The sequence below is a fragment of the Bradyrhizobium sp. Gha genome, from assembly GCF_900113735.1.
Taxonomy (GTDB): Bacteria; Pseudomonadota; Alphaproteobacteria; order Rhizobiales; family Xanthobacteraceae; genus Bradyrhizobium.
In genome coordinates, this window is sequence record NZ_FOQM01000003.1 from 1 (window position 1) to 25777 (window position 25777).

The 25777-nt window shown below is 64.3% G+C and carries 25 protein-coding genes and 1 pseudogene; 19 read left to right on the forward strand and 7 right to left on the reverse strand.

Annotation, left to right across the window (positions count from 1 at the left end; all coding sequences use genetic code 11):
- The 3 genes and pseudogenes from BM222_RS05640 to BM222_RS05650 all read left to right on the forward strand — a co-directional run.
- Positions 1-231, forward strand: a pseudogene (locus BM222_RS05640) (aromatic ring-hydroxylating dioxygenase subunit alpha); the annotation flags it as partial.
- Positions 232-234: 3 nt separating this feature from the next.
- Entirely contained in the window at positions 235-981 is a 747-nt protein-coding gene (locus BM222_RS05645) for a GntR family transcriptional regulator (RefSeq protein ID WP_092227309.1), read from the forward strand.
- A gap of 7 nt (positions 982-988) precedes the next feature.
- The gene (locus BM222_RS05650; RefSeq protein WP_092227310.1) at positions 989-1969 is read left to right on the forward strand and encodes a PDR/VanB family oxidoreductase; all 981 of its coding nucleotides are present in this window, start codon (positions 989-991) and stop codon (positions 1967-1969) included.
- Positions 1970-2207: 238 nt separating this feature from the next.
- Here the strand turns inward: BM222_RS05650 and BM222_RS05655 are convergent, their stop codons facing one another.
- Positions 2208-4169 carry a putative bifunctional diguanylate cyclase/phosphodiesterase gene (locus BM222_RS05655; RefSeq protein WP_092227311.1) on the reverse strand — a complete coding sequence of 654 codons (1962 nt, stop codon included), beginning with the start codon at positions 4167-4169 and terminating at the stop codon, positions 2208-2210.
- Positions 4170-4534: 365 nt separating this feature from the next.
- Positions 4535-4900 (reverse strand): nuclear transport factor 2 family protein, encoded by a 366-nt coding sequence (locus tag BM222_RS05660; RefSeq protein ID WP_092227312.1) that lies wholly within the window; start codon positions 4898-4900, stop codon positions 4535-4537.
- 213 nt (positions 4901-5113) lie between these two features.
- On the opposite strand from BM222_RS05660, the gene BM222_RS05665 reads away from it, so the two are divergent.
- The 3 genes from BM222_RS05665 to hemC are packed head-to-tail and all read left to right on the forward strand — an operon-like array spanning position 5114 to position 8386.
- On the forward strand, positions 5114-5704 hold the full coding sequence (locus BM222_RS05665; protein WP_177243033.1) for a TetR/AcrR family transcriptional regulator: 591 nt from the start codon (positions 5114-5116) through the stop codon (positions 5702-5704).
- Between the two features lie 49 nt (positions 5705-5753).
- On the forward strand, positions 5754-7379 hold the full coding sequence (locus BM222_RS05670; RefSeq protein WP_092227313.1) for a GMC family oxidoreductase: 1626 nt from the start codon (positions 5754-5756) through the stop codon (positions 7377-7379).
- 26 nt (positions 7380-7405) lie between these two features.
- Positions 7406-8386, forward strand: coding sequence for a hydroxymethylbilane synthase (hemC, locus tag BM222_RS05675; protein ID WP_092227314.1), 981 nt, complete (start codon positions 7406-7408; stop codon positions 8384-8386).
- Between the two features lie 204 nt (positions 8387-8590).
- Here hemC and BM222_RS05680 read toward each other — a convergent pair whose 3' ends face one another.
- Positions 8591-9235 (reverse strand): c-type cytochrome, encoded by a 645-nt coding sequence (locus BM222_RS05680; protein ID WP_092227315.1) that lies wholly within the window; start codon positions 9233-9235, stop codon positions 8591-8593.
- Positions 9236-9553: 318 nt separating this feature from the next.
- Between BM222_RS05680 and BM222_RS05685 the strand changes: the two genes are divergently transcribed.
- The 4 genes from BM222_RS05685 to BM222_RS05700 all read left to right on the forward strand — a co-directional run bounded on the left by BM222_RS05685 (position 9554) and on the right by BM222_RS05700 (position 13230).
- A complete protein-coding gene (locus BM222_RS05685; protein ID WP_244547019.1) occupies positions 9554-11110 on the forward strand; it encodes a cytochrome C in 1557 nt (518 codons plus the stop codon).
- A gap of 25 nt (positions 11111-11135) precedes the next feature.
- Positions 11136-11912: an outer membrane protein gene (locus tag BM222_RS05690; protein WP_092227317.1), complete on the forward strand. Its 777-nt coding sequence runs from the start codon at positions 11136-11138 to the stop codon at positions 11910-11912.
- Positions 11913-11984: 72 nt separating this feature from the next.
- The gene (locus tag BM222_RS05695; RefSeq protein WP_092227732.1) at positions 11985-12575 is read left to right on the forward strand and encodes a c-type cytochrome; all 591 of its coding nucleotides are present in this window, start codon (positions 11985-11987) and stop codon (positions 12573-12575) included.
- A 58-nt stretch (positions 12576-12633) separates the two neighbouring features.
- A complete protein-coding gene (locus BM222_RS05700) occupies positions 12634-13230 on the forward strand; it encodes a c-type cytochrome (RefSeq protein WP_092227318.1) in 597 nt (198 codons plus the stop codon).
- Between the two features lie 228 nt (positions 13231-13458).
- Here BM222_RS05700 and hemE read toward each other — a convergent pair whose 3' ends face one another.
- Entirely contained in the window at positions 13459-14493 is a 1035-nt protein-coding gene (hemE, locus tag BM222_RS05705) for a uroporphyrinogen decarboxylase (protein WP_092227319.1), read from the reverse strand.
- Between the two features lie 112 nt (positions 14494-14605).
- On the opposite strand from hemE, the gene BM222_RS05710 reads away from it, so the two are divergent.
- Positions 14606-14821, forward strand: coding sequence for a hypothetical protein (locus tag BM222_RS05710; protein ID WP_092227320.1), 216 nt, complete (start codon positions 14606-14608; stop codon positions 14819-14821).
- Positions 14822-14986: 165 nt separating this feature from the next.
- Positions 14987-16891, forward strand: a complete 1905-nt coding sequence (locus BM222_RS05715) for a diguanylate cyclase (protein WP_092227321.1) — start codon at positions 14987-14989, stop codon at positions 16889-16891.
- A 24-nt stretch (positions 16892-16915) separates the two neighbouring features.
- Here BM222_RS05715 and BM222_RS05720 read toward each other — a convergent pair whose 3' ends face one another.
- Together BM222_RS05720 and trhO are read right to left on the reverse strand one after the other, a co-directional pair.
- Entirely contained in the window at positions 16916-17134 is a 219-nt protein-coding gene (locus BM222_RS05720) for a SlyX family protein (RefSeq protein WP_092227322.1), read from the reverse strand.
- The gene (gene trhO / locus BM222_RS05725; protein WP_092227323.1) at positions 17124-17891 is read right to left on the reverse strand and encodes an oxygen-dependent tRNA uridine(34) hydroxylase TrhO; all 768 of its coding nucleotides are present in this window, start codon (positions 17889-17891) and stop codon (positions 17124-17126) included. The genes BM222_RS05720 and trhO overlap by 11 nt, the downstream gene beginning before the upstream one ends.
- A gap of 184 nt (positions 17892-18075) precedes the next feature.
- On the opposite strand from trhO, the gene ggt reads away from it, so the two are divergent.
- From ggt to BM222_RS05750, 5 genes are all read left to right on the forward strand, one after another.
- Complete coding sequence (ggt, locus tag BM222_RS05730; protein ID WP_092227324.1) at positions 18076-19662, forward strand: gamma-glutamyltransferase; 1587 nt, start codon at positions 18076-18078, stop codon at positions 19660-19662.
- A 166-nt stretch (positions 19663-19828) separates the two neighbouring features.
- Positions 19829-20443 carry a (2Fe-2S)-binding protein gene (locus BM222_RS05735; RefSeq protein ID WP_092227325.1) on the forward strand — a complete coding sequence of 205 codons (615 nt, stop codon included), beginning with the start codon at positions 19829-19831 and terminating at the stop codon, positions 20441-20443.
- A gap of 3 nt (positions 20444-20446) precedes the next feature.
- Positions 20447-21463 (forward strand): FAD binding domain-containing protein, encoded by a 1017-nt coding sequence (locus tag BM222_RS05740; RefSeq protein ID WP_092227326.1) that lies wholly within the window; start codon positions 20447-20449, stop codon positions 21461-21463.
- 2 nt (positions 21464-21465) lie between these two features.
- Positions 21466-23757 (forward strand): xanthine dehydrogenase family protein molybdopterin-binding subunit, encoded by a 2292-nt coding sequence (locus tag BM222_RS05745; RefSeq protein WP_092227327.1) that lies wholly within the window; start codon positions 21466-21468, stop codon positions 23755-23757.
- A 60-nt stretch (positions 23758-23817) separates the two neighbouring features.
- Positions 23818-24282: an FKBP-type peptidyl-prolyl cis-trans isomerase gene (locus tag BM222_RS05750; protein WP_092227328.1), complete on the forward strand. Its 465-nt coding sequence runs from the start codon at positions 23818-23820 to the stop codon at positions 24280-24282.
- Positions 24283-24348: 66 nt separating this feature from the next.
- On the opposite strand, the gene BM222_RS05755 is transcribed toward BM222_RS05750, so the two are convergent.
- The gene (locus BM222_RS05755; protein ID WP_092227329.1) at positions 24349-24567 is read right to left on the reverse strand and encodes a CsbD family protein; all 219 of its coding nucleotides are present in this window, start codon (positions 24565-24567) and stop codon (positions 24349-24351) included.
- Positions 24568-24693: 126 nt separating this feature from the next.
- Here BM222_RS05755 and BM222_RS05760 point away from each other — a divergent pair, with 126 nt between their 5' ends.
- Together BM222_RS05760 and BM222_RS05765 are read left to right on the forward strand one after the other, a co-directional pair.
- Positions 24694-25209, forward strand: coding sequence for a cupin domain-containing protein (locus BM222_RS05760; protein WP_092227330.1), 516 nt, complete (start codon positions 24694-24696; stop codon positions 25207-25209).
- A gap of 127 nt (positions 25210-25336) precedes the next feature.
- Positions 25337-25765 (forward strand): VOC family protein, encoded by a 429-nt coding sequence (locus tag BM222_RS05765; RefSeq protein WP_092227331.1) that lies wholly within the window; start codon positions 25337-25339, stop codon positions 25763-25765.
- Positions 25766-25777 lie beyond the last annotated feature (12 nt).

Sequence of the window (25777 nt, forward strand, 5' to 3'; positions counted from 1 at the left end):
AATTACCGGCTCGGCGAGCAGCGCCTCACCACCGAACTCCGCGAAGGCGTCTCCAGCATCTTCCGCGAGGACGAGCTGATCCTGGAAGCGCAGCAGCGCGCCATGGACGAGAACCCGGACCGCATCTTTTACAATCTCAACATCGACGCCGGCGCGATGTGGATGCGCAAGCTGATCGACAAGATGGTGGCGAAGGAAAACGGGCCGCAGCATCTGCAGGCCGCGGAGTAGGGCATGGCCGAGGTCGACCGCTCCGTCTCGCAGACCGTGAAGGCGCAGCTCGCGCTGCGCGACCAGATATTGTCCGGATCGTTGCGGCCTGGCGAGCGCATCTCCGAGCTCCAGGCGGTGGAGACCACGGGCGCCTCGCGCACCCCTGTGCGCATGGCGTTGGTGCGGCTGGAGGAGGAGGGGCTGCTGGAGGCGATCCCCTCCGGCGGCTTCATGGTGAAGGCGTTCTCCGAACGCGACATCTCCGATTCCATCGAGCTCCGCGGCACCCTGGAGGGCCTTGCCGCACGCTTCGCCGCCGAGCGCGGCGTTTCCGCGCGCGAGCTGGAGCCGTTGAAGGAATGCCATCTCGCGATCGATGATCTCCTGCGTCAGGTCCCGATCTCGATCGAGGCCTTCTCGGCCTATGTCACGCTGAACGCGCGCTTCCACGCCCTGCTGACCGAGCTCTCGCGCAGCCCGCCGCTGATCCGGCAGATCGACCGCGCCTCCGCGCTGCCGTTTGCCTCGCCGAGCGGCTTCGTCATGGCCCAGTCGGCGCTGCCGGAGGCGCAGCAGATCCTGATCATCGGGCAGGAGCACCACCGCGTCGTGATCGACGCGATCGAGAACCGCGAGGGAGCGCGGGCCGAAGCGATCATGCGCGAGCACGCCCGGCTTGCCGTGCGCAATCTCCGCCTCGCACTGCGCAATCGCACCCATCTCGACCTCTTGCCGGCGCTGGCGCTGATCAAGACCACAACCGATTGAGGGCACCATGCGCTTCATCGAAACCTGGATTCCCGCAACGCTGGTCTCGACGCGCGATCTGTCGCCCGGCATCCGCGAATTCCTGATCAGGCCCGACCAGTTTGATGGCGCCGCCTATCCGGTCGGCAGCCACATCAACGTCAGCGTCACCATCGATGGCCAGCCGGAGACGCGGTCTTATTCGCTGGTCGGCGAAGCGACCTCCCAAGGCTTCAGGATCGCGGTGCGCCGCGCCGAGGATTCCCGTGGCGGCTCGCGCTACATGTGGCAGTTGGCGCCGGGGGCGCGGCTCGACATCACGCGGCCGGCCTCGCTCGTCGCGGTGGACTGGGAGCGCGAAAACTATTGCCTGATCGCCGGCGGCATCGGCATCACCCCGATCCTCGGCGCCGCGCAGGCGCTGGCGCGCCGCGGCTCGCAGGTCGCGCTGCACTACGCCGTGCGCGGGCGTGCGGATGCCGCCTATCTCGATGAGCTCGCAAGCCTGCTGGGTGATCGGCTGGTCGTCCATGCCAGCGACGAGGGCAAGCGGCTCGATCTCGACGCGCTGTTCGCTTCGCTGCCGAAGGGCACCCTCGCGCTGTTCTGCGGCCCGATGCGCATGCTCGATGCCGCCCGCCACGCCTGGATCGGCGCCGGCCATCCGCTGTCAGATCTGCGCTACGAGACCTTCGGCTCCAGCGGCACGCTGCCGACCGAAGCCTTTCGCGTGCGCCTGAAGGACACCGATGTGGAGCTCGAGATTCCGCGCGAGCGTTCGATGCTCGATGTCCTCAACGCCAGCGGCTTCGAGGTGATATCCGACTGCAAGCGTGGCGAATGCGGCCTCTGCGCCATCGACGTCGTCGCCGTCGACGGCGAGATCGACCATCGCGACGTCTTTTTCAGCGATCACCAGAAGCAAAGCAACGCGAAGATCTGCACCTGCGTCTCGCGCGCGAGGGGCACGATCACGGTGGATACGCTGCTGCGGGCGGATGCGGTGTGAGACGGAGCGCGATGTGAAACCAAATGGATTCAGCTAGCAGCGACGCTCTCTGCGTTCCCTCCCCCCTTATGGGGGAGGGGCAGGGAGGGGGGTCCTACACGGGGACTCCATCCGTCGCGCACACCGCAACGCACTTTCACCAATCAGCACCTTTTCCTGGGCTACCCCCTCCCTAGCCCTCCCCCACAAGGGGGGAGGGAACACACCTTCGTCCGAGATGGACTCGTCTCATCATGACCTAAGCCGCGAAGATCGCCCGGAGCTTCTTTGTGGCAAGCAGCGCCTGCACGGCATGGGCCGACACCGGCCGGCCGATCAGATAGCCCTGCACCTCGTCGCAAGCGAACTGCCTGAGATAGTCGAGCTGGTCGGCGGTCTCGACGCCCTCCGCGACCACGCCGATGTTGAGGTCGCGCGCCAGCGAGATCACCGACTTGACGATCGCGGCGCAGTCCGGCTGCACCAGCATGTCGCGGATGAAGGACTGGTCGATCTTGATGCGGCTGAACGGGAGCTTGCGCAAATAGGTCAGCGACGAGAAGCCGGTGCCGAAATCATCGAGCGCCACCGTGGCGCCGAGCTCCAGCAGCGCGTTCAGGACCGAGGCGGCCGAGCCGTATTTCGACAGCAGCATCGATTCCGTAATTTCGATCTCGAGCCTGTCAGGCGCGACCTTGGCGTCGGCCAGCGCCTGCACGATGGTCTGGAGAATGCTCGCGTTGTGGAACTGCGCCGCCGAGAAATTCACGGCGACGCGGATGTCCTCCGGCCAGTCCTTCAGCGTCGCGCAGGCGCGCCTGATCACCCATTCGCCGATCTCGTGGATCAGCCCGGTTTCCTCGGCAATCGGAATGAACTCGCTCGGCGGCACCAGGCCGCGCGCGGGATGTTGCCAGCGCAGCAGCGCCTCGAAACCGGTGATGCGGTTTTTGTCGAGATCGAGGAATGGCTGGAAAACCAGGAACAGCTCGTCGTGCGCAATGGCGCGCGCGAGATCGGCTTGCAAGGCCTTGCGGTCGCGCGAGACCTTGTCGTCGGCCTCCTCGAAGAAGCAGATCGTTCCGGGCCCGGCCTTCTTGGCGCGATAGAGCGCGGCATCCGCATTCTTCATGACGTCGAGCGGGGTGTTGCCGTCCCGCGGCGCGAGCACGATGCCGACGCTGGTCGCCCCCACGATCTCGCAGCCCTCGATCAGGAACGGTTCGTCGAAGGCCGCAACGAAGCGCTCGGCGATCTCGAGGGCATCTTCGGCGCGCGTCAGATTGGCCATCAGCAGCGCGAACTCGTCGCCGCCGATCCGCGCGACATGCTCGGCCGCGCGGGTGCAGCGTTGCAGGCGATTGGCGACCTGGACCAGGAATTCGTCGCCGGCGGGATGGCCGAAGCGGTCATTCACCTCCTTGAAGCGATCGAGGTCGAGCAGCAGCACCGCGAATTCCTCGCCTGACAGCGCAAGCCGCTTCAAGGCGGCATCGAGCATCTCGTTGAAGGCGACGCGGTTTGCCAGCTGCGTCAGCGGGTCCTGCCGCACCGTGCGCTCGGCCTCGAGCTGCCGCATCACGCGCCGTGCGAAGGCGAATGAATTGATGAACACGCCGCGCAGCAGCACGCTGCCATAGGCCACGACGAGGAAGGCGATCAGCAGGAAGGCGAGGTCGCCGTTTCGGCTGAGGCAAATGGCGATGCCGACGAAGATGGGCGCGGTGAACGCGATGGCCGCGATCGGGATGGTGGCAAAGGCGAGCGCGCCGCCGGCCAGCATGCCCGAGCACAGGCAGGTAATGACGAGCTGACCGCCGGTGGACGCATCCGCGAAGAAGGCGGCGGGCACGATGCCCCAGGCGATGCCGAGAACGAAGGCGTTGCGCACCAGCCGATGGATGGCGCGGCGCGAGACGAATTGCGGTTTTGTGATCCTGCGCGAAGCATGCGACTGCAGGCCGAACGCGATCGCGGCGCCGGCGACGATGACGGCCCAGACCAACGCGAAGGTGCGGTCTGGCGATGGCCACAGCGCAATCGCGAGCACGATCGCGTTGCAGGCGTTGGCCAGCATGATTCCGACCGAATAGCCCAGCACCAGCGACATCTGTTCGGCGCGGATGTGCCCGGCAACGGTTTCGTTGGTTGCGGGACCGCCAAAGGCTGACAGATCGCCGGCAAACAGCCGCGCGACATAATTGGTCAGGTGAGTCCGCATTCCAGGGCCTGCAGCAAGGGCCGTTGTCCGGCTCAGTCCGGAGAATTCTCCGCAAACCTTTGACGAACTATGAATTATCCCCGCTTGCCACGGGCTCTGCGGCCAATTCTGCGTGCTCGGATCATCGTATCGATAACAAATCGATACAAATGCGGTGCAGGCGACGGGATGGAACTTGCTCTCCGCCCTTTTACAGGAAGTCGTCATGCCCGGGGTTGTCCCGCCTGCGCGGCCGAAGCCGCTTCGGCGCGGCGAAGGCCCGGGCATCCACGTACTTTGTGTCGCAGAGGGAGCGCGTGGATGGCCGGGACAAGCCTGGTCAAGCCCGGCCATGACGCAGGGGAGGTTTCGGTGCTCAGCCTGACTCACCGCCCCAGCTGCTTCGGATCGTAGAAGAACCGCTCCTCGATCAGCTCATCGCCCCGCCAGGTCTGCCACGCGATCTCCTCCAGCGTGCGCGTGACGCCCTCGGCGTTGGTGAAGCTGAAGATCCAGCGCGAGGCGACGTTGTCGCCCCCGATCAGGCTCGGCCCAATGCGGACCGCTTTGACCTCCTTGAAGGCGGCAAGCACGCCGCGTTCTTTGGCTGCCAGCTCGTCCCGGCCGACCGTCGGCGCGGCGTTGTTTTCGTAAGTGGCGGCATCGGGCGCATAGAATTGCTCGATCGCACCGACAAAATCCCCGACTTCCAGACGCTGCGCAAAGGCTTCCACGATCTCACGGCTCGGCATGCGGCACCTCTTGATAAAACCGACTGTTGGTCGGTAAATACCGACCGATAGTCGAAAAGTCAACTGGTGGCATGGTGCGAATTGGATTAGAGCCAGAAGGTGAAAGCTGGCGCTCCGACAAAGGTGCGTTCCCTCCCCCTTTGTGGGGGAGGGAACGGATGGGCCGTCGTTCGCCACTTTAATCGTTCAGCACCCGTGAAACTGACGAGACCCATGGCGAAACAGGCGGAGCGGCGGGCGGCGACTTCGGAGGCGATCCTGACGGCGGCGCGAAGGCTGTTCGGGACACAGGGTTTTGCCGCGACCACGATGGACGAGATTGCGGAAGGAGCCCACATCGCCAAGGGCGCGGTCTATCATCACTTCAAGACCAAGGAGGCGGTGTTCGAAGCGGTGTTCGACCTCGTCTCGCGCGATCTCGTGACCGAGATCGACGGCGCCGCGCGGGCCGAGAAGGACGTGCTGGCGGCGATGGTCGCCGGCACCCAGCATTATTTTGCCGCGACCGCCAAGGGGCCGACCGGCCAGATCATCTTGCGCGATGGACCCGCCGTGCTCGGCTGGGAACGCTGGCGCGAGATCGACGCGAAACACTTTGGCGGCAAGATGCCGCGGGCAATCGCCGCTGCCATGGAAGCCGGCCTGATCGCAAAGCAGCCGGTCGAGCCGCTGGCGCGGCTGCTGCTCGGCGCGGTCACGGAGGCCGCGGTCGCCTGCGCCGGTCGCGCGGATATCGCAAGGGCCGGCGCGGAATACGCCCGTGCGTTCAAGTCGCTGGTCGAGGCGCTGCGTGTCGCTGCATGATTGTGCTAGTGATAAGCGGAAACGCCCACAACAAGAAGAACAATAGCGCATGAACGCAAATTCCGCCCTCGCACCATCTGATCCGGAATTCGACTACATCATCGTGGGTGCCGGCTCGGCCGGCTGCGTGCTTGCCAACCGCCTCTCGGCGAACGGCAAACACAGCGTGCTGCTGCTGGAAGCCGGACCAAAGGATTCCAACATCTGGATCCACGTGCCGCTCGGCTACGGCAAGCTGTTCAAGGAGAAGACCGTCAACTGGATGTACCAGACCGAGCCGGAGCCCGAGCTGAAGGGACGGCAGGTGTTCCAGCCGCGCGGGAAGACGCTGGGCGGATCGAGCTCGATCAACGGGCTGCTCTACGTGCGCGGCCAGCACGAGGATTACGATCGCTGGCGCCAGCACGGCAATGCCGGCTGGGGCTATGACGACGTGCTGCCCTATTTCAAGAAAGCGGAGAACCAGACGCGCGGCGCCGATCAATATCACGGCACCGGCGGTCCGCTGCCGGTCTCCAACATGGTCGTGACCGATCCGCTGTCGAAAGCCTTCATCGACGCCGCGGTCGAAACCGGACTGCCCTACAACCCTGACTTCAATGGCGCCACGCAGGAGGGCGTCGGCCTGTTTCAGACCACCACGCGCAACGGCCGCCGCGCCTCGACGGCGGTGGCCTATCTCGGCCCGGCGAAGAGACGCGGCAATCTCAGGATCGAGACCGAGGCGCTCGGCCAGCGCGTGCTGTTCGAGGGCCGCCGCGCCGTCGGCGTCGAGTACCGGCAAGGTACGAACGTGCGTCGCGCGCGGGCGCGGAAGGAGGTCGTGCTGTCGAGTGGAGCCTACAACTCGCCGCAGCTGTTGCAGCTCTCCGGCGTCGGCCCCGCCGATCTCCTGCGCAAGCATGGCATTGACGTGGTGCTGGATGCGCAGGGCGTCGGCCACGATCTCCAGGACCACATGCAGGTCCGCATCGTGATGCGCTGCTCGCAGAAGATCACGCTCAACGACACCGTCAATCATCCGCTCCGCCGCACCCTCGCCGGCGCGCGCTATGCGCTGTTCCGCAAAGGCTGGCTGACGATCGCAGCCGGAACGGCGGGCGCGTTCTTCAAGACCAATCCGCGGCTGGCCTCGCCCGACATTCAGGTTCACTTCCTGCCGTTCTCGACCGACAAGATGGGCGAGCGGCTGCATGATTTTTCCGGCTTCACGGCCTCGGTGTGCCAGCTCCGCCCCGAAAGCCGGGGCTCTTTGCGCATCAGGAGCGCGGACCCGACCGTGCCGCCGGAAATTCGCATCAACTACATGTCGACCGAGACGGACCGCACCACCAATGTCGAAGGCATCAAGATCCTGCGCAAGATACTGAACGCGCCGGCGCTGAAGCCGTTCGTGGTCAGCGAGTACGATCCCGGGGCGAAGGTATCCACGGACGCGGAGATCCTGGATTATTGCCGCGACCGTGGCAGCACCATCTACCATCCGACCTCGACCTGTCGTATGGGCAACGATGCGCTCGCGGTGGTGGACCAGCGGCTGAAGGTGAGGGGGCTCGAGGGCCTTCGCGTCGTCGACGGCTCTGTCATGCCGGACCTGGTGTCGGGGAACACCAACGCACCGATCATCATGATCGCGGAAAAGGCGTCCGACATGATATTGCAGGATGCGCGGTAACACCCGCGTCTGGAGAGGATTTGGACTTGGCACCACGATTCAAGATCGGCACCCGCAAGAGCGCGATGGCGCTGGCCCAGACGGAAGAGATTGCGCGCCGCCTGACCGCTGCCATTCCCGATCTCGACGTCGAGATCGTCAAGTTCGACACCACGGGCGATCTCGACCAGACCAGCAAGCTGCTGCCGCATGGCGGCAAGGGCGGCGCGTTCGTGGCGCAGATCCGCGCCGCGGTGCTGTCGGGTGAACTCCAGGCCGCGATGCATTCGCTGAAGGACATGCCTGGCAACGAAGACACGCCCGGCCTCGTCATCGGCGCCACGTTGTCACGCGATCCACCCAGCGATGCGCTGGTGCTGCGCGCGGGCGTGACGCTGGACGCGCTACGCCAGTCCGGCGGCAAGGGTTTCAAGATCGGCACCAACGCCGTGCGCCGTGCGGCGTATGCGCGGCGGTTGTTTCCTGAGGTCGAAGTCATCCACTTCCGCGGCGCCGCCGATACGCGCGTGCGAAAGCTCGATAACAGCGAGATGCAGAAGCTGCCGGACGGCGGTGCGGTCGGGCCAGCGGATGCGTTGATCATGGCGCGCTCCGGCCTCGATCGCGTCGGCCTATCCAGCCGCATCGCCCATGAGTTCACCGCGGCGGAGATGTTGCCGGCGGCAGGGCAGGGCATCGTCGCCGTCGAATGTGCCGCGCAGGACTGGGGGACGCGGCAAATCCTGTCATCGATCGACGATCCCGCCGCGCACGCCTGCGCCGATGCGGAGCGCGAGGTGCTGTGGGTGCTGAACGGTCATTGCAATTCGCCGGTGGCGGGCTTCTCGACCATCGCGGGCCACCAGATGTCGCTGACGGCCTCCGTGCTCGATCTCTCCGGCAACACCATCATCGAAGCCTCGCGCACCGGCCCCGCCAATCGGCCGCGCGAACTCGGTCGTAGCGTCGGACTGGATCTTCTGGACAAGGGCGCCGCCGAAATCATCGAGCGCAGCCGGCCGCGGTAGGGCTGCGACCTCATCAGCGGCCGGTAATCTCTGCTCCGGGGCAATGGGCGTTGCCAGAGCGAGAGTGGACATCCGATCACCAGGAGCTGACATGCGAAAGGTCGCAGCTGTAGGCGCAAGCGGACGTCCGGCGTCCACGGCGAGTTATGAGCGGGCCAGAACTGGAACGCAATCGCAAGGCTAAGGACGCTGCAAGGCGCTGAACTAATCTAGTTGGCTGACGTAAGCCGCCACAGACTTGATCTGCGCCTGTGTCAAGTCGTGCGCAATCGGCTGCATTATCGTTGAGCTGTCTGGATTGGCCTTGTCCTGCCCTCGCTCCTTGTCCCAGTTCGTCAGCTTTTTGGTGACGTAGTCGTTGAGCTGTCCTGCGAGGCGCGGAAATTGGCCGTCGCCCTTGGCGTCGGTCCCGTGGCACGATGCGCACGGCGGTACGTTGGCGCTGGGAACGCCATCCTCGTAAATCTTCTTGCCTTCGGCGACGTTCGCCATCGGCGCGCCGCCGAGCGGCTTTGGATTCAGAGCTTTGAATTCCGTGGTCAGCGCCGTCAACATCGCGGGGCTGAGCACATGTGCCACGTTGAACATCACGGGGTTGTTGCGACGATGTTCGACGAAGGCCTTCAGTTGATTTTCGAGGTATTCCGGTTGCTGTCCCGCCAGTCGCGGCATCGGGTACGATCCGCGAAAACCTTGCGCGTCGATGCCATGGCAGGTCTTGCAATAGTCCGTCTTTGCCTTGAGGTCGTGCGCCGACACTTGCGCGCCTTTATCTTGCGCTTGCGCGATCGTCGATATCGAGGCCACGACGATCGCGGCCGCTATCCGCCCGAGCGATTGCAGGTTCATGAGCGCCCCCCGCTTTTATGAAGCGCAAGCTACGCGCAGCGACGCACTTTGGTCCAGTTGATTTTGGTCGAGCGTGGAGACGAGTTTCGCAGCAGAGCTCGAGCGGTAATGCGATGCCGAGCACGGTGGTAATTTGCTGCCTTATGCAACCGCTTCCTACAAGCGTGTGCATGTGACGTTGCGGAAATGTCTCGCGAGACTTGAAAACGGCTGACGCGCCGCGAATGTCGCTTGGCGAAGCGTCGGTGTGCTGGCCTACTTCGAAACGAAAGCGGTTCGCAATATCCCAAGTTAACAAGGCGCAACGGGACAGGCGCTATGTGGGGTTACTGTTACAGTGTCATCGCGAGGAACGGCAGGTGGCTTTTCGCCACGCTCGCGTTAGCCGCTCTCTCGACAGCCGCATTGATGGTCGGCTCGACCATGCCGGCGCAAGCGCTGCCGAGCTTCGCGCGCCAGACAGGCCAACCCTGCGGCACCTGTCACACCGACTTTCCTGCACTTACGCCGTATGGACGTCGTTTCAAATTGCTCGGCTATACCGCCGGTGGCGGCGAGTTCAAGACGACACCGTTCTCATCTGAAAGCGGGCGCGCGGCGCGCGCTGAACTCGACAAGCTGCGCGGCTACGTCAAGGCATTGCCGCAGGAATCGCAGGCCGAGGCTGACCGCAAAGAATGGGTGCCGCCGATCTCGTTCATGGCCGTCGAAGGATTCACACGCACCCAGGGACCGACAATTCCGGATCCGACGGAGCCGTTCAAGACAAACGACAATCTCGTGGCCTCGCCGGTCAGCGTGTTCTGGGGCGGCGCGATCACCGATCACGTCGGCGCGTTCGCCCAGTACACGTATGCCGGGGCGACACCGCTGTCGTCGTTCTCGGGGACGCCGGCGGACCAGTTCATCCACAGCTGGGGGTGGGACAATACCGACGTTCGCTATGCCAATACCGCGAGCGCCGGACCATTCGATTTTGTCTTCGGCGTCACCGCCAACAACAATCCGTCCGTTCAGGATTTGTGGAACACCACACCCGCCTGGGGTTTCCCCTACGCGTCATCGACGCTTGCCGCCGGCCCGCCCGGCACAATGCTTGAAGGCGCCTTTGCGGCACATGTCGGCGGCGTCGGCCTCTATACGATGGTCAACGACCTGCTTTACCTGGAAATCACCGGATACAAATCGATCGGCTTCCACGCGCTGAATGCGCTCGGAGCGAATCCGTTCGATACCCCGGGTCAGCTCGGCAACGTGGCACCTTATTGGCGCGCGGCGATCGAGCCGCATTGGGGGCGGCACTCGCTGATGGTCGGCACGTTCGGAATGATGTTCGACGTGCATCCGTGGCTCGACACGACGTTCGCCTCGGGATCGACCGCGGTGCTGCCGGTATCGGACAAATTCACTGACCTCGGCTTCGATGCGCAATATCAATATCAGGGCGACAATTACTGGCTGACCTTCCGTGGCAGCTATATCCGCGAGTTCCAGCGCCTGGATGCGAGCTTCGCCGCCCTTGGCGCTGCGTCCAATCCGGCCAATCAGCTCAACAGCATGAAGCTGCAGGCCTCGCTGGCGATGGGTGCCGACAATCGCATTGTTCTGACCGGGCAGTATTTCAACGTCTGGGGCACCTCGGATGCCAATCTCTTCGGCACCGACCCGCTCACCGGGACGGCATTGACCCCCGATACCAACGGTTGGACGGCCGAGATCGCCTACATCCCGTTTGGGACCAGCAAGATGATCGGCTGGCCGTGGTTCAACGCCCGTATCGGCCTGCAATACACCTACTACAACAAGTTCAACGGCACCACGGTCGGTGCCCACGACAATAACACCCTGTTCCTGCACGCTTGGGTCGCCATGTAGGCCGCGCCGCAAAGGAGATTGTCAGATGAAAAGATTGCCTGCCGCGCATCTTGCGGCTTTCGCAGTAACCTTGGCAGGACCGGCATCTGCAGCCGATCTGGCCGTCAAGGCTCCTGTTCCGGTCGCAGTGCCCTTCAACTGGACGGGCTGCTACATTGGCGTCCATGTCGGCGCGGGGTTTGCGAAGAAAGACATCACGGATCCCGTGCAGCTCGTGCAGGACTCCTTTCTGGGCGCCGGCTCTACAGTCGGTGTGACCACCGTAAGCCCGTCGCCCAGCGGTGCGGTCATCGGTGGTCAGGGCGGCTGCGATTATCAGTTTGCCGCCTCTTCGATCGTGATCGGCATCCAGGGCGATGTCGCCGGCTTGACCCTGAGGGACAACAAGACCGTTGGCCTCCCGCTTGGCAATCCCGGCGACACCGCGATCGTGGACGCGAAGACCGAATTTCTCACCAGCGTGACCGGCCGCATCGGCTACGCCTTCGACAACGTCCTGCTTTACGGTAAGGCCGGTGTGGCGATGGCCGGCGACAAATATGAGGTCAGTGGCACATTCACCGGCCTGCCCTTCGACTTCAGGGGACTGGAAGACCGCTGGGGCTGGACTGCCGGTGCCGGTGTCGACTGGGCTTTCACGCGTCATTGGTCCGCCAATCTCGAATATGACTATTACGGGTTCGGCAACCGGACCTCCACCTTCGCCGATCAGGCCAATGTCTTCCAGGGTCTGGTCAATGTCAGGCAGTCGATCCAGGTCGTGAAGGTCGGAGTGAACTTTCACATGTGGGCGGCTCAATAAATGCTCGCGCCTTCCGGACCAAGGCGCTCATCATCGCGGCGCGCAACCAGCCTGCGTGTGGTCCTGTACGCCATGGCCCTGACGGTGGCCTGCTCGGCTACATCCGACGCGCAGGAAAGGGGCGGCTTCGAAGCCAAGGTCGAATACTGCAAGACGTGCCACGGGTTGTCGGCGCAAGGCTATCGCGGATGGTTTCCGATGCCGCGGCTGGCGGGACAGCAGCCGCAATATCTCGAGAACCAGCTCCGCGCCTTCATCGAGCGCCGGCGCACCAATCCCGTCATGGCGAACGTCGCCCACGTGCTCAGTCCAGCCATGGTCGCCTCGCTCGCGACGCATATGAAGAATCTCGATCCGAAGCCGATCGGCGGCGCGCCGAAGGGATCGATCGGGCTCGGCAAGCGCATCTACGAGGAAGGTCTCCCCGAATCCAACGTGCCGGCATGCGCCGCCTGCCATGGCAGCGACGGCAAGGGGCAGAATGAAATTCCGCGGCTTGCCGGCCAGCTCTACGAGTACACCGTCGGTCAGCTTACCGGTTGGGCGAAGGTGCGCGGCCAGGGGTCGGCGGTCGACACCTCCGCAATCATGGCACCGACCGCGCACAATCTGACGCGATCACAGGTCGAGGCGGTGGCTGCCTATGTGAGCTACCTGCAATGAGGGGCGCAAGGCGGGACATAGAGAGCGGGCGGACCGCATCGCGCAGGGACGAGAGGTCATGAAGCGCATCGGACTGAAGACAGCGCTGCTTGCAATGCTGGCCTGTATCGGCCCTGCGATGGCGTGGGATGGGGCCAGCGTCCGCAACTGCACCTGGTGTCACGGGACCTCGGCGCAAGGGTACACGGTGGCACCCAGACTCGCCGGGCAGCGTCCGGCCTATCTCGAAAGCCAGATGCGGAGCTTCCGCGACCATACCCGGGACAATCCCTTCTCCAAGCAGTACATGTGGGGCGCCGTCGCCGCACTCGATCCCCGCGCCGCGCGCGATCTCGCGGCCTACTTTGCAGCCATTCCGCCGAAGCCCGCCAATGACGGGGACGCCAATCTGATGGCGAAGGGCAAGGCGATCTACATGGACGGCATTCCCGAAGCCAACATCGCATCCTGTTATGCCTGTCACGGCCCAAACGCCGAGGGCGTGGGGGAGATTCCCCGCGTCGGCGGCCTTGCCTATTTCTACGTCAAGGCGCGACTGGAGCAGTGGGGCCAGGGATATCATTCGGGCATTGGGACGCCGATGCCCATCGTTGCGCGCTCGCTCGGCCCGAACGAGATCGAGGCGCTGGCGTCGTATCTCAGCTTCGTCAGATAGGCGTCAATCAACATTTCGACCGCTCGCCGAGCGCGCGCTCCACGATCGCGCGATCGGCCCACGACATCACGATCGGTGGAATGATGCCATCGTGCTCCTGTTTTGCCCGACGTGTCAAACGTCATCTCTGCAGGGGCTATCGAGAGCCGAAGCGAAATTCCTCAACGATTCGTACTGTGCATGGGGTTGTTTTGGCGTTTTGTGCGCGGGCTCAAGGGCGGCACAAAATTATCCCCGCACGCGCCTGATCATCTGCTCGACATGGGCGATCGGCGTCTCCGGCTGGATGCCGTGGCCGAGATTGAAGATGAAGCGCCCTTGCGCAAAGTTCGCCAGCACGTCGTCGACCGCGCGGTCGAGCGCGGCGCCGCCCGTGATCAGCGCCAGCGGATCGAGATTGCCCTGTACGGCGACCTTGCTCTGTACGCGCTCGCGGATGAAGGCGGGCTCGGCCGTCCAGTCGATGCTGACCGCATTGACGCCGGTCGCCTCGACGTAACCGGGCAATTGCGCGCCGGCACCGCGCGGGAAGCCGATGATCTTCGCGTCAGGCACTTTCGCGCGCACGCCTTCGACGATGCGCCGCGTCGGCTCCGTCGACCAGCGCGCGAACTCGGCCGCAGGCAGCACGCCGGCCCAGGTGTCGAAGATCTGCAGTGCGTTGGCGCCGGCCTCGAGCTGTGCCAGCAGGTAGTGGATCGAGTTCTCGACCAGCGCGTCGATGATTTCCGCGAACGCCTCCGGATGCCGATAGGCCATCATCCGCGCCGGCGCCTGGTCGGGCGTGCCATGGCCCGCGACCATGTAGGTCGCAACCGTCCACGGCGCGCCGCAGAAGCCGATCAGCGCGGTCTGCGGGTCGAGCGCGCCGCGCACGATCTTCAGCGCCTCGAACACCGGCGCGAGCTTGCCGAAATCGGCCTGCGCGGCGAGCGTTCCAACCTTCGCCGGGTCATCCAGCGGCTCGAGCCGCGGACCCTCGCCGACCTCGAAGCGCACGGAACGGCCGAGCGCATAAGGCATCACCAGAATGTCGGAGAAGATGATCGCCGCATCGAAGCCGAACCGGCGGATCGGCTGCAGCGTGACTTCGGCGGCGAGCTCCGGATTGAAGCAGAGATCGAGGAAGCCGCCGGCCCTGGCGCGCACCTCGCGATATTCAGGCAGATAGCGGCCGGCCTGCCGCATCATCCAGAGGGGCGGGACGGCTTGGCGCTGGCCGGAGAGCACGTCGATGAACGGCTTTGTCGCAGACTGGGGCACTGGAGATCCTGATGCAGATTTGGAGTTCCTGATACACCGCCGCGGGCAGAATCGGAACTGGGGAACCAGCGCAAATGCGCCGCGTTGACCTCGCCAATGGAGGAAGAATTCCATGGCCCAGACATTCAATCCCGCGCCCCATGACAAGCACGCTGACGACTTGCGCGAAGCGCTCGCCGCAGATCGCCACGCCAAGCTCGACACCGGGCTGGAAGATACTTTCCCCGCTTCGGATCCCGTCAGCGCGACCCAGCCGACGCCGTCGAAGGCTGATGCCGATGCCGACACTCCCTCGCTCTGGGACAAGGTCAAGTCGATCTTCAGCTAGATCGGCCGGTTTCCGATAGGCTTGCTAAGACCTTGTTAGTGATCTACCGAGGCCCCGGTCCGTAGGGGTACGGAAAAGCCCGTAGATCAATGCGAATCCCGGCGCGCGCTTCAGGGTTCACTAAGAGAAGCGGCAGAGTTTCCCTCTATTGGAGATTTCTGTCGCATGAACCTCGTCTCACACAGAGCCGGATGGAGCCGTCTGCCGATGCGCGCGGCCGCGTTCGTCGTGCTCACCTGCGTCGCGATCCTCGGTGTCAGCGGCTGGCGTGAATGGGCCGCGCGGGACGCGGTGCTCAAGGGCGCCGAGACCGAGATGGCGAACGTCGCCCGCTCCCTGACACAGCATGCCGAGGACAGCCTGGATCTGCTGGACTCCGGCGTCGTCGGCGTCGTCAGCCGGCTGGAGATGGATGGCGCCGACGCCGTCACGATCGGTAAGCTGCGCAACCTCCTGGAAGCGCGCAAGAAGGCGATAGAGCGGGTCCACAGCCTCGCCATCATTGACGACCAGGGCAACTGGCTGACCTCGCCCGGCACGATCGCCTCGACGCTCAGCGACGACGCATTCTTCCGTCACCACCAGCTCTCGCCCAAGCGCGAGGCTTATGTCGGTCACCCCGTGAAGAGCCTCGTCGACGGCGAATGGGTCATCACCCTCTCGCGCCGCTTCAACAAGCCTGACGGCAGCTTCGGCGGCGTGGTGCTCGCGGCCATCGGCTCGCGGTATCTCTCGCATTTCTACGAGCAGTTCGAGATCGGCCGCAACAGCTCGGTGGCGCTGATGTATGGCGACGGCCTGATCATCGCGCGCAACCCGAACAACGAAAAGTTCGTCGGCCGCAGCGTCGCCGACCGTCCGCTGTTTCGCGATCCCAGCCTGCAACGGCCGAGCGGCGCCTATCTATTCACCTCGCCGCTGGATGGCGCGGAGCGCGTCAGCTTCTTCAAGCGCAGCGGCCGTTATCCCCTCGTGCTGCTCGCGACCGTCGACAGAGATGAGCTGCTCGCGCCGTGGCGGGCTGCTGCGATCTCCCGCATGCTGTACGTGCTCGCGCTGGTGCTGCTGATTGCGATCATCGGCGCTGTACTCGTGCGACAATTGCAGCGCGGCCAGCGCATGGCGGCGGCACTGGTCGAGAAGGAGGCGCACTTCCGCCTGCTCGCGGAAGGGTCCAGCGACATGGTCACCCGCATCGGGCTCGACGAGCGGCTGCGCTACGTGTCTCCGTCGTCCAACCGCGTCGTCGGCTGGCGTCCCAATCAGCTCATCGGCACCGACGCGCTCGCCGGAATTCATCCGGAGGACCGGCCGCACGTCCAGGCCACCGTCGACGCCATGAAGCGAGGCGACGCAGAAGAAGCGCGCATCACTTATCGCAACGCGCACCGGCAGAAGACCGAGGTCTGGCTGGAATCGACCATGCGCGTGACGCGCAAGGACAACGGCAATGTCGACGGCGTGGTCTCGATCTCGCGCGACATCTCCGAGCAGAAGAACCTGGAGACACGGCTCGAGACGCTCGCGATCGAGGACAGCCTCACCGGCCTTGCCAACCGCCGCCGCTTCGACGAGCGGCTGAAGGAGGAATGGGCGCGCGCCTATCGCGATCGCACCAGCCTTGGCCTCCTGATGATCGATGTCGATCACTTCAAGGCCTACAACGACGAATATGGCCACCCTGCGGGCGACGCCTGCTTGCGCGTGGTTGCCAAGATCATCGCGACGGAGATGCAGCGGGCCGGCGATCTCGCGGCGCGCTATGGCGGCGAGGAATTTGCCATGCTGCTGCCGAACACCGATGCCGCCGGCGGCGCCCGGATCGGCGAGCGGATCCGAAGCGCCGTCCATGGTGCAGGCCTCGTTCATGCCTCCAATCCGGCGGCTGCTTGCGTCACCGTCTCGGTCGGAGGTGCGGCTTGCCGGCCGGCGTTCGAGCGCACCGCGGGCACGGGATCGCTGGTGGAGGCCGCCGACCGCGCGCTCTACGCCGCCAAGGACGCCGGCCGCAACCGGCTGATGATGTCCGGTGAGGTCATGAACCTGATGGCCAAGGCTTCCGGCGAGTAGAGGGCATCCCCTCGGTAACCGTGCTCAATAGTGTGGCGGGCGCTCGTTGGACGGGCCCGGCGCACTCGCCTCGGCCTCTTGCAGTCGCTCTCTGAGCTGCGCGAGTTGTCGCGTCAGCCCATCGATCTGCTTCCATTGCGCGGTGATGGTCTGGCTCAGGGTCTCGATGGTATCGTCCTGATAGGCAAGACGCGTCTCCAGCGTGTCGATGCGCTCGGCGAGGGTCTTGATCTCATTTGTCACGTGTCGCGTCCTTGTCCCGTTCGCGCAAACCAGTTTCTCGCAGGCCGTGGCCGAGCGACACGCGCTCGTCGAACACGAAACATTCGCCGCGCCAGCGGCTTTGCGCCTCAGGTACCTGTTCGAGATATTTCAGGATCCCGCCCTTGAGGTGGTAGACCTCGGCAAAGCCGCGAGCCAGCAGGTGTGCGCTCGCCTTCTCGCAGCGGATCCCGCCAGTGCAGAACATCGCGATACGCCGGTGTTTTGCCGGATCGAGTTTCTCGGTGGCAAAATCCTTGAATTGGCCGAAGCTCTTGATCTCGGGGTCGACTGCGCCCTCGAACGTCCCCATTGCCACCTCGAAGGCGTTGCGGGTGTCGAGCACCAGCATGTCGGGCGAGGCGATCAGCGCGTTCCACTCCGTTGCCTCGACATAGGTGCCGACCCGACGGGTCGGATCGGCGGCCGCATCGCCCAGCGTGACGATCTCCCTCTTCAGCCGCACCTTAAGCCGGCCGAACGGCATTGCTTCCGCGGTCGAGCACTTCAATTCGAGATTGTTCAGCCTGCCGCCAAACATCGTCCCATGCGCAAGCTCCTGGGCGAAGGCGTCAATGGCGTCGCGCGCACCCGCGATGGTGCCGTTGATGCCCTCCTGGGCCAGGAGCACGCTGCCCTTGAGCGACAGACCGGCGCAGAACGCACGCAGCGGCTCGCGCAGCTCGCGGTAATCGGGCAGGGCGGCGAATTGGTAGAAGGCGCAGACCTTGTAAGTCATGACGCCCGTTTATCAGGCCGCCCGCGCTCAGAAAACCCGCAATGAGCAGGCCTATTCCCACCGGATGGCAGCCATCTCCCTGGCATGCCAGCATTGCCCGGATGGGCCGGAATGTGTCATGTAACCCCGGTTTTTCCGGGATGGCGTGCCATCCGCGCCCACGGTCTGAGAGAGCAAAAAATCGATGAGAAACTTCCATTTCCCCGGCAGGTCCACGGTCCACGCCACCAACGCGATGGTGGCGACCTCGCATCCGCAGGCATCCCTTGCCGCGATCGAGGTGCTGCGCGAGGGCGGCACGGCCGTGGACGCGGCCGTCGCCGGCTCGGCGCTGCTCGGCGTGATCGAGCCGCAATCGACCGGCATCGGCGGCGACTGCTTTGCGCTGATCCAGCCGCGCGGCGAGGGCAAGATCATCGCCTATAACGGCTCCGGCCGCGCGCCGAAGGCGGCCAACGCCGACTGGTATCTCGAGCGCAAGATCAACTCGGTGCCGTTGACGTCGGCGCATGCCGTTTCGGTCCCCGGCGTGATCGATGCGTTCGCGACCGTGCTGCGTGATCACGGCAAGTTCGGCTTCGACCGGCTGCTCCAGCCCGCGATCAAGGCGGCGGAAGAGGGCTACGTCGTCGCCCCCCGCATCGCCTTCGACTGGAAGAACCAGTTCGAGAAGCTGAAGGCTGGCACCAACACCGTGCGTTACCTGCTGCCGGGCGGCAAGCCGCCGGTCGCCGGCGACGTCATCCGGCAGGCCGAGCTCGGCAACACGCTGCGTGCGATCGCCAAGGACGGCCGCGACGCCTTTTACAAAGGCCCGATCGCGGAGGACATGGTCGAGACCCTGCGCAGCATCGGCGGCCTGCACACACTCGACGATTTCGCCGCGCACAGCACCGAGACGACGACGCCGATCGGCACCATGTACAAGGGCTACGACGTCTGGCAGTGCCCGCCGAACGGCCCAGGCCTCACTGCGCTGTTGATGCTCAACATCCTGTCGCGATTCGACCTGACGAAGTATGCGCCGCTCAGTGTCGAGCGCTTCCACCTCGAGGCGGAAGCCGCGCGCATCGCCTATATGCATCGCGAGCTGCACGTCGCCGATCCCGATCATATGCAGGTCGAGGTGTCGAAGATCCTCGCCAAGGAATTCTGCGACGAGCACATCGCGAACATCCGCATGGATGGCATGCTCGATCTGCCTGATGTCGCGCCGCCGATGAACCCTTCGACCATCTACATCACCGTCGTGGACAAGGACCGTAACGTTTGCTCGTTCATCAATTCGATCGCGCATTCCTTCGGCTCGGCGATCGTCTCGAACAAGACAGGCGTGCTGTTCCAGAATCGTGCCGGCGGCTTCCGCATCCAGCCCGGTCATCCCAACTGCATCGCCGGCGGCAAGCGGCCGCTGCACACGATCATGCCGAGCCTCATGACAAAGGGGGGCCGCTCGGTCATGCCGTTCGCCGTCATGGGTGGTCAGTACCAGCCGGTCGGCCAAACCCACGTCGTGACCAACATTCTCGATTATGGCTGCGACGTGCAGGAGGCGATCGATATGCCGCGGGGCCTGCATTACGAGGGCCAGTATCAGCTCGAGGACAGCGTCCCGGCCGATATCGTCCAGGGCTTGAAGAAGCTCGGCCACAAGACCACGAGCGTGGTCGGCCCGCTCGGTGGGGCCCAGGCGATCTGGATCGACTGGGATAAGGGTACGCTGACTGGCGGTTCCGACCCGCGTAAGGATGGGTGCGCGCTCGGCTATTGATCGCGCGCGAGGTTCCCTCGCAAGTAGATCAGGAAAAGTTGACGGAGGGCGACGCGGGCATTCGCTGTGTCGCCCTTTTCCGTTCGGAACGGAGCTCAAGGCCCCTCGTTGACCGGCGGCGGTGCAGGCCTGCGCTGCTTTGTCTTCGAAGCGGTGGAGGCCGCCCATGTCCGGCAATTCAAGTTCCCGACTATCGGGATTCGATCGGCGCGCGTTCATGGCCTGCGCCGCAGGCAGTGCGCTTGTTCCGATGACCGCGCGAGCAGGCGCGCTGGACGCGCCGGCGCCAGTGGCGCAGGATCCGGCGCTTCACGTTGAGATCACGCTGCGGGTGAACGGCCAGGACAAGCGCCTGAGCCTCGACCCGCGCACCACCGTGCTGGACGCACTGCGTGAACATCTCAAGCTCACCGGCAGCAAGAAGGGCTGCGACCACGGGCAGTGCGGCGCGTGCACAGTGCTGATCGGTGAGCGGCGCGTGGTGTCGTGCCTGACGCTCGCACTGGCGGCCGAAGGGCAGGAGATCACGACGATCGAAGGGCTTGCCACGGGCGATCAGCTGCACCCGATGCAGCAGGCTTTCATCGATAACGACGCGTTCCAGTGCGGTTATTGCACGCCCGGCCAGATCATGTCTGCCGTCGCTTGCGTCAAGGAGGGGCACGCGAGCAGCGATGCCGACATCCGCGAATATATGAGCGGCAACATCTGCCGCTGCGCCGCTTACCCGAACATCGTCGCCGCCATGAAGCAGGCCGCGCCCGAGATCACGAAAGGCTAGGCGATGCGACCGTTTTCTTATCAGAGAGCGACAGACCCTGACATGGCCGTGCAGGCGCTCAGCGCCGATGCGGCCGTCGACAATCCGTTGACCCGCGCCACGGTGCAGCCGCTCGCCGGCGGCACCACGCTGATCGACTTGATGAAGCTCGACGTCATGAGGCCTGCCGCAATCGTCGATATCAATCCGCTGGCGGAGGGCTGGTCGGCAATCGATCCGGGCCGTGAGAACCTGCGGCTTGGCGCGCTCGCAAAAATGTCCGACGTCGCCGCGCAAGGCGAGGTCCAGCGCAACTATCCGGTCATCGCGAACTCACTGAAACTTGCGGCCAGCGCCCAGCTGCGCAACATGGCGACGCTCGGCGGTAACGTCATGCAGCGGACGCGTTGCCCTTATTTCCGCGATGTCTCCTACGAGAATTGCAACAAGCGCAATCCCGGCTCCGGCTGTGCCGCGATGGATGGCGTCAACCGCATGCATGCGGTGCTCGGCGTTTCGGATCAGTGCATCGCCACCTATCCCGGTGATTTCGCTCAGGCGCTGATCGCGCTGGATGCCACGGTCGAGATTACCGGCAGGTCCGGCACCCGCAGCATGCCGTTTGCACAGCTGCACAAGGCACCCGGCAGCACGCCCGAGACCGAGACCGCACTACGATCGGGCGAGCTGATTTCAGCTTTCGTCGTTCCCGGCCGCTGGCCGCGCTCGGTCTATCTCAAGGCGCGTGATCGGCAATCGTATGAGTTCGCGCTCTCGTCAGCCGCGGTCGCACTCGATGTGCAGCACGGCGCGATCAAGGATGCGCGTGTCGCGCTGGGCGGTGTCGCGACGGTGCCGTGGCGATCGCGCGAGGCGGAGGCGCTGCTGAAGGGGCAGACCTTCGATGATGGCCTGGCAGAGCGCGCTGCCGAGGCTGCCTTCGCGGACGCCAAGGGGCGCCAATACAACAATTTCAAGATCGCGCTCGGCAAGCGCGTGGTGGCTCGCGCGCTCCACCGGGCCGTAACGATGGAGATCTGACCATGAACGCAGCTGCTCCCGAGCCCAAGGCGAATATGGGCCAGCCCGTGCCGCGCTATGATGCGGTCGCAAAGGTTGCGGGGCGCGCCACGTACGGGTCCGATATGCCGTTGGACAATCCGGCCTATGCGTTCCTGGTCACGAGCGCAATCGCCAGGGGCCGTATCAATGGTTTTGACCTCGACGATGCCAAACGCGTCCGTGGCGTGATCGACATTATCACGCACGAGAACGCCCCTGATCTGAAGGAGTCAAAGCTCTTCAGCAATGGCGGTTATGCAGGTACCACGATCCAGCCGTTGAAATCGGCCGACATCGCGCATGACGGCGAGATCGTTGCCGTAGTCATTGCGGAGAGCTACGAGGCCGCGCGTGAGGCCGCCAACCGTGTCAAGGTCAGCTACACCGCGGCCACCCCGAGCGCGAGCTTCGACTCGCCGGGAACGACGAAAGCCGCTGCGAAGGGGCAGAATGCGCAATTCAAGGAAGACCCGCAGGTCGGCGATTTCGCGAAGGCGTTCGACGAGGCCGAGGTGAAGGTCGATGCTGCCTACGAGACGCCAACGCAGCACCACAATCCGATGGAGCTGTTTTCGACGAGCTGTGTCTGGATGGGCGACGATCTCGTCATCTATGAGCCCAGCCAATACGTCTACGGTCTGAAGAACGGCGTGGCCGAGCAGCTTGGCATCGACGCCGACAAGGTGAGGGTGGTCAATCCCTATGTTGGCGGCGGCTTTGGCTCGCGCGGCTCGATGACGCCGCGGACGGCCATCATCGCCGGCATCGCGAAGCGGCTGAACCGGCCGATCAAGCTGGTCCCGACCCGCGACCAGGGCTTCACCATCGCGACGTATCGCGCCGAGACGCGGCATGCGATCAAGCTCGGGGCGAACCGTGATGGGAAGCTGGTTGCCCTCAGGCACGAGGGCGTCGAGGTCTCCTCGCGGGCCGATCCCTATTGCGTCGGCGGCACCAAGACCACGACACGTCTCTACGCCTGCCCGAATGTCGACAGCCTGGTGTCGATCGTGCGTGCGGACCGCAACACGCCCGGCTTCATGCGCTCGCCGCCGGAGGTGCCCTATATGTTCGCGCTGGAGAGCGCGATGGATGAGCTGGCCGTCAAGCTCGACATGGACCCGATCGAGCTCCGTCGCGTCAACGACACGACCAACGAGCCGATCGGTGGCAAGCCCTATACCTCCCGATCGCTGATGGGGTGTTTCGACGAGGCTGCGAAAGCTTTCGGCTGGTCGCAGCGCTCGGCGGCGCCGAAATCGATGTCAGATGGCGACTGGCTTATCGGCTATGGCTGCGCGGCGACCTGCTACCCGACGCAGATGGCGCCATCGGCGGCGCGCGTGCGCCTCCAGCGTGATGGCCGCACCCGCGTCGAGATCGCCGGCCACGAGATCGGCACCGGGGCCTACACGGTCATTGCACAGACCGCGGCGGAGCGGCTCGGCGTTCCCCTGGAGCAGGTGGCCGTCTTTATCGGCGACAGCGACCTGCCGCCGGGTCCTGTCGCGGGTGGCTCCAATTCGACGGCCAGCACCTGCTCGGCCGTGATGATGGTATGTGACCAGATCCGCCAGCGCATGTTCAAGGCGATGATGCCAAGGCAAAGTCTCACCGATAAGGCCAAGGAAACGGTCGGCATCGGCCGGACGCCGACGATGCAGGCGGCCAAGAGCGACCGTACTCTCGATCTGGAGAGGGCGTTCGACGCGCTCGGCGTCGGCGTGATCGAGGAATATGGCGAGTGGAAACCGGAGGGCGCGCCACCGGATTCCTTCAAGGCCATGCATAGCGGTCATGCGCGGCTCGTCGGCGGAGCCGCGATGAAGGACAAGATCGCCTACGCGTTCGGGGCCGAGTTCGTCGAAGTCCGCGTCAACCGATTCACGCACGAGATCCGTGCGCCACGCCTGGTCGGCGCCTTCGCAGCCGGCCGTATCATGAATCCGCGCACGGCTCGCAGCCAGCTGATGGGAGGCCTGATCTGGGGCATGTCGTCGGCACTGCTGGAAGCGACCGAGATCGACCAGCGTACCGCGCGTTACGTCAACGACAATCTTGCCGACTACCTCGTGCCCGTGAGTGCCGATGTCCCTGGTGTCGAGGTGATCCTCCTCTCCGAGCAGGACGACCACATCAATCCGGCCGGGGCGAAGGGGCTCGGCGAACTCGCCAATGTCGGGACCAATGCGGCGATCTGCAACGCGATCTATCACGCCACCGGCCAGCGCATCCGCAAGCTGCCGGTGCGGCTGGAAAATATCGAGGTTTGAGGGGTGGAAAGGGCGTCGGGCTTGCGGTAGACACCTTCCGCCTCAAACGGAAGGTGTTCTATGCAGCGTTTTCAGCGCGCACTCCTCGCCATCATCTCGGCACTCGCGATCACCTTGATCGGCAGCGTGTCGACGTTCGTCTCCACCACGGCATCGGCCCAGACCGCAGGAAAACCCATGACAACAGCTTCAGGCTTGCAAACCATCGACCATGTCGTCGGCACCGGCGCTTCGCCGAAGCCCGGCCAGATCTGCGTGATGCACTATACCGGCTGGCTCTACGAGAATGGCCAAAAGGGCAAGAAGTTCGATAGCTCCGTCGATCGCAACGAGCCGTTCGAATTCCCCATCGGCAAGGGCCGCGTCATCGCGGGCTGGGACGAGGGCGTCGCCACGATGAAGGTCGGCGGTAAGCGCACGCTGATCATCCCGCCGCAGCTCGGCTACGGCGCGCGCGGTGCCGGCGGCGTGATCCCGCCCAACGCGACGCTGATGTTCGACGTGGAATTGCTTGCGGTGAAGTGAGCGAAGATCTCTGCAAACAAAAAGACCGGCCTTGCGGCCGGTCTTTTCATTTCGGTTTGGCGCGCGTTATTCAGTCGAGCGACGTGCTGACGCTGCTGCGCGATCGATTGCATCCTTCGCTGCGTCCTTGGCATCACCCATCGCCTTCTGGCCCTTGCCCTTCACTTCCTGGACCGTGCCTTCGCCTTGCAGACGCTCGGAACCGGTGGCTTCACCGATGCCCTGCTTGGCCTTCCCGATAGCCTCGTTGGCACTGCCCTTGATCTTGTCACTAGTGCTGCCCATGAAACTCTCCTTCCAGATTGCCTAGAGGACAACGCCCGGCGGCTATGAGAGTTCCGAATTTGCTATGGCCTGCAGCCGAGGCATTGGTTAGTTTCGCCGGCACGGAACCGACAGAAAGAAAACCCCATGACCGGCCATGACCATTCGCATTCCCACCATGACCACGATCATCACGACGATCGCTGGAAACATGACGGCGTGCGCGTCATTCCCGGTAACCAGCTCGATACCAATGTGCCCTCGACCGCAGGCATGGACCGCGCGGCTGCGATCAATTTCGCGCGCGTTGGCGCGCAGAAATTGTGGGCGGGCACCGTCAGCATCAAGCCCGATGCCAAGACCGGCGCACATCACCACGGGCATCTGGAAAGTGTCATCTACGTGGTCAAGGGCAAGGCGCGGATGCGCTGGGGCGAGAGCCTGCAATTCACCGCCGAGGCCGGCCCCGGCGATTTCATCTTCGTGCCGCCCTACGTGCCGCACCAGGAGATCAATGCCAGTCCCGACGAGGTGCTGGAATGCGTGCTGGTCCGCAGCGACGGTGAGGCGGTCGCGGTCAATCTCGACATCGAGCCGGTCGAGAAGCCCGAGACCGTGCTGTGGGTCGATCCGATCCACCGGGATCCCAACGAGAAGAAGTAACGTTGGCGGCCGCCCGGCGGTTCGACAGACCCTCCAGCGCAAAAATGGCCAAAAAAGTTTCGGAAGGCGTGTCGGATGGCCGCCGGGCCATCCGTCCTTGGGCAGAACCCGCCCCAAGGAGCTTTCGATGCCCAGGATGATCTTCCTCAATCTGCCGGTGACTGACCTCAAGCGCGCGACTGCCTTTTATGAGGCGATCGGCGCGACCAGGAATCCGCAATTCAGTGACGATACGGCGAGCTGCATGGTGTTTTCCGAGACCATCCACGTGATGCTGACGACCCACGACAAATTCCGTCAGTTCACGCCGAAGCCGATCGCGGATGCCAAGGCCTCGAACCAGGCACTGTTCTGCCTGTCCGCCGATAGCCGCAACGAGGTGGACGATATCGTCGGCAAGGCGGATGCCGCAGGCGGGATCGCCGATCCCAGCCCCGTTGACGAGTACGACTTCATGTACGGCCGCAGCTTTGAGGATCCGGATGGCCACATGTGGGGTGTGAACTGGCTGGACATGGCGGCCGTCCCGGCGAAGCCCGCCATGGCGAACGCCTGATTGGAACCTGAA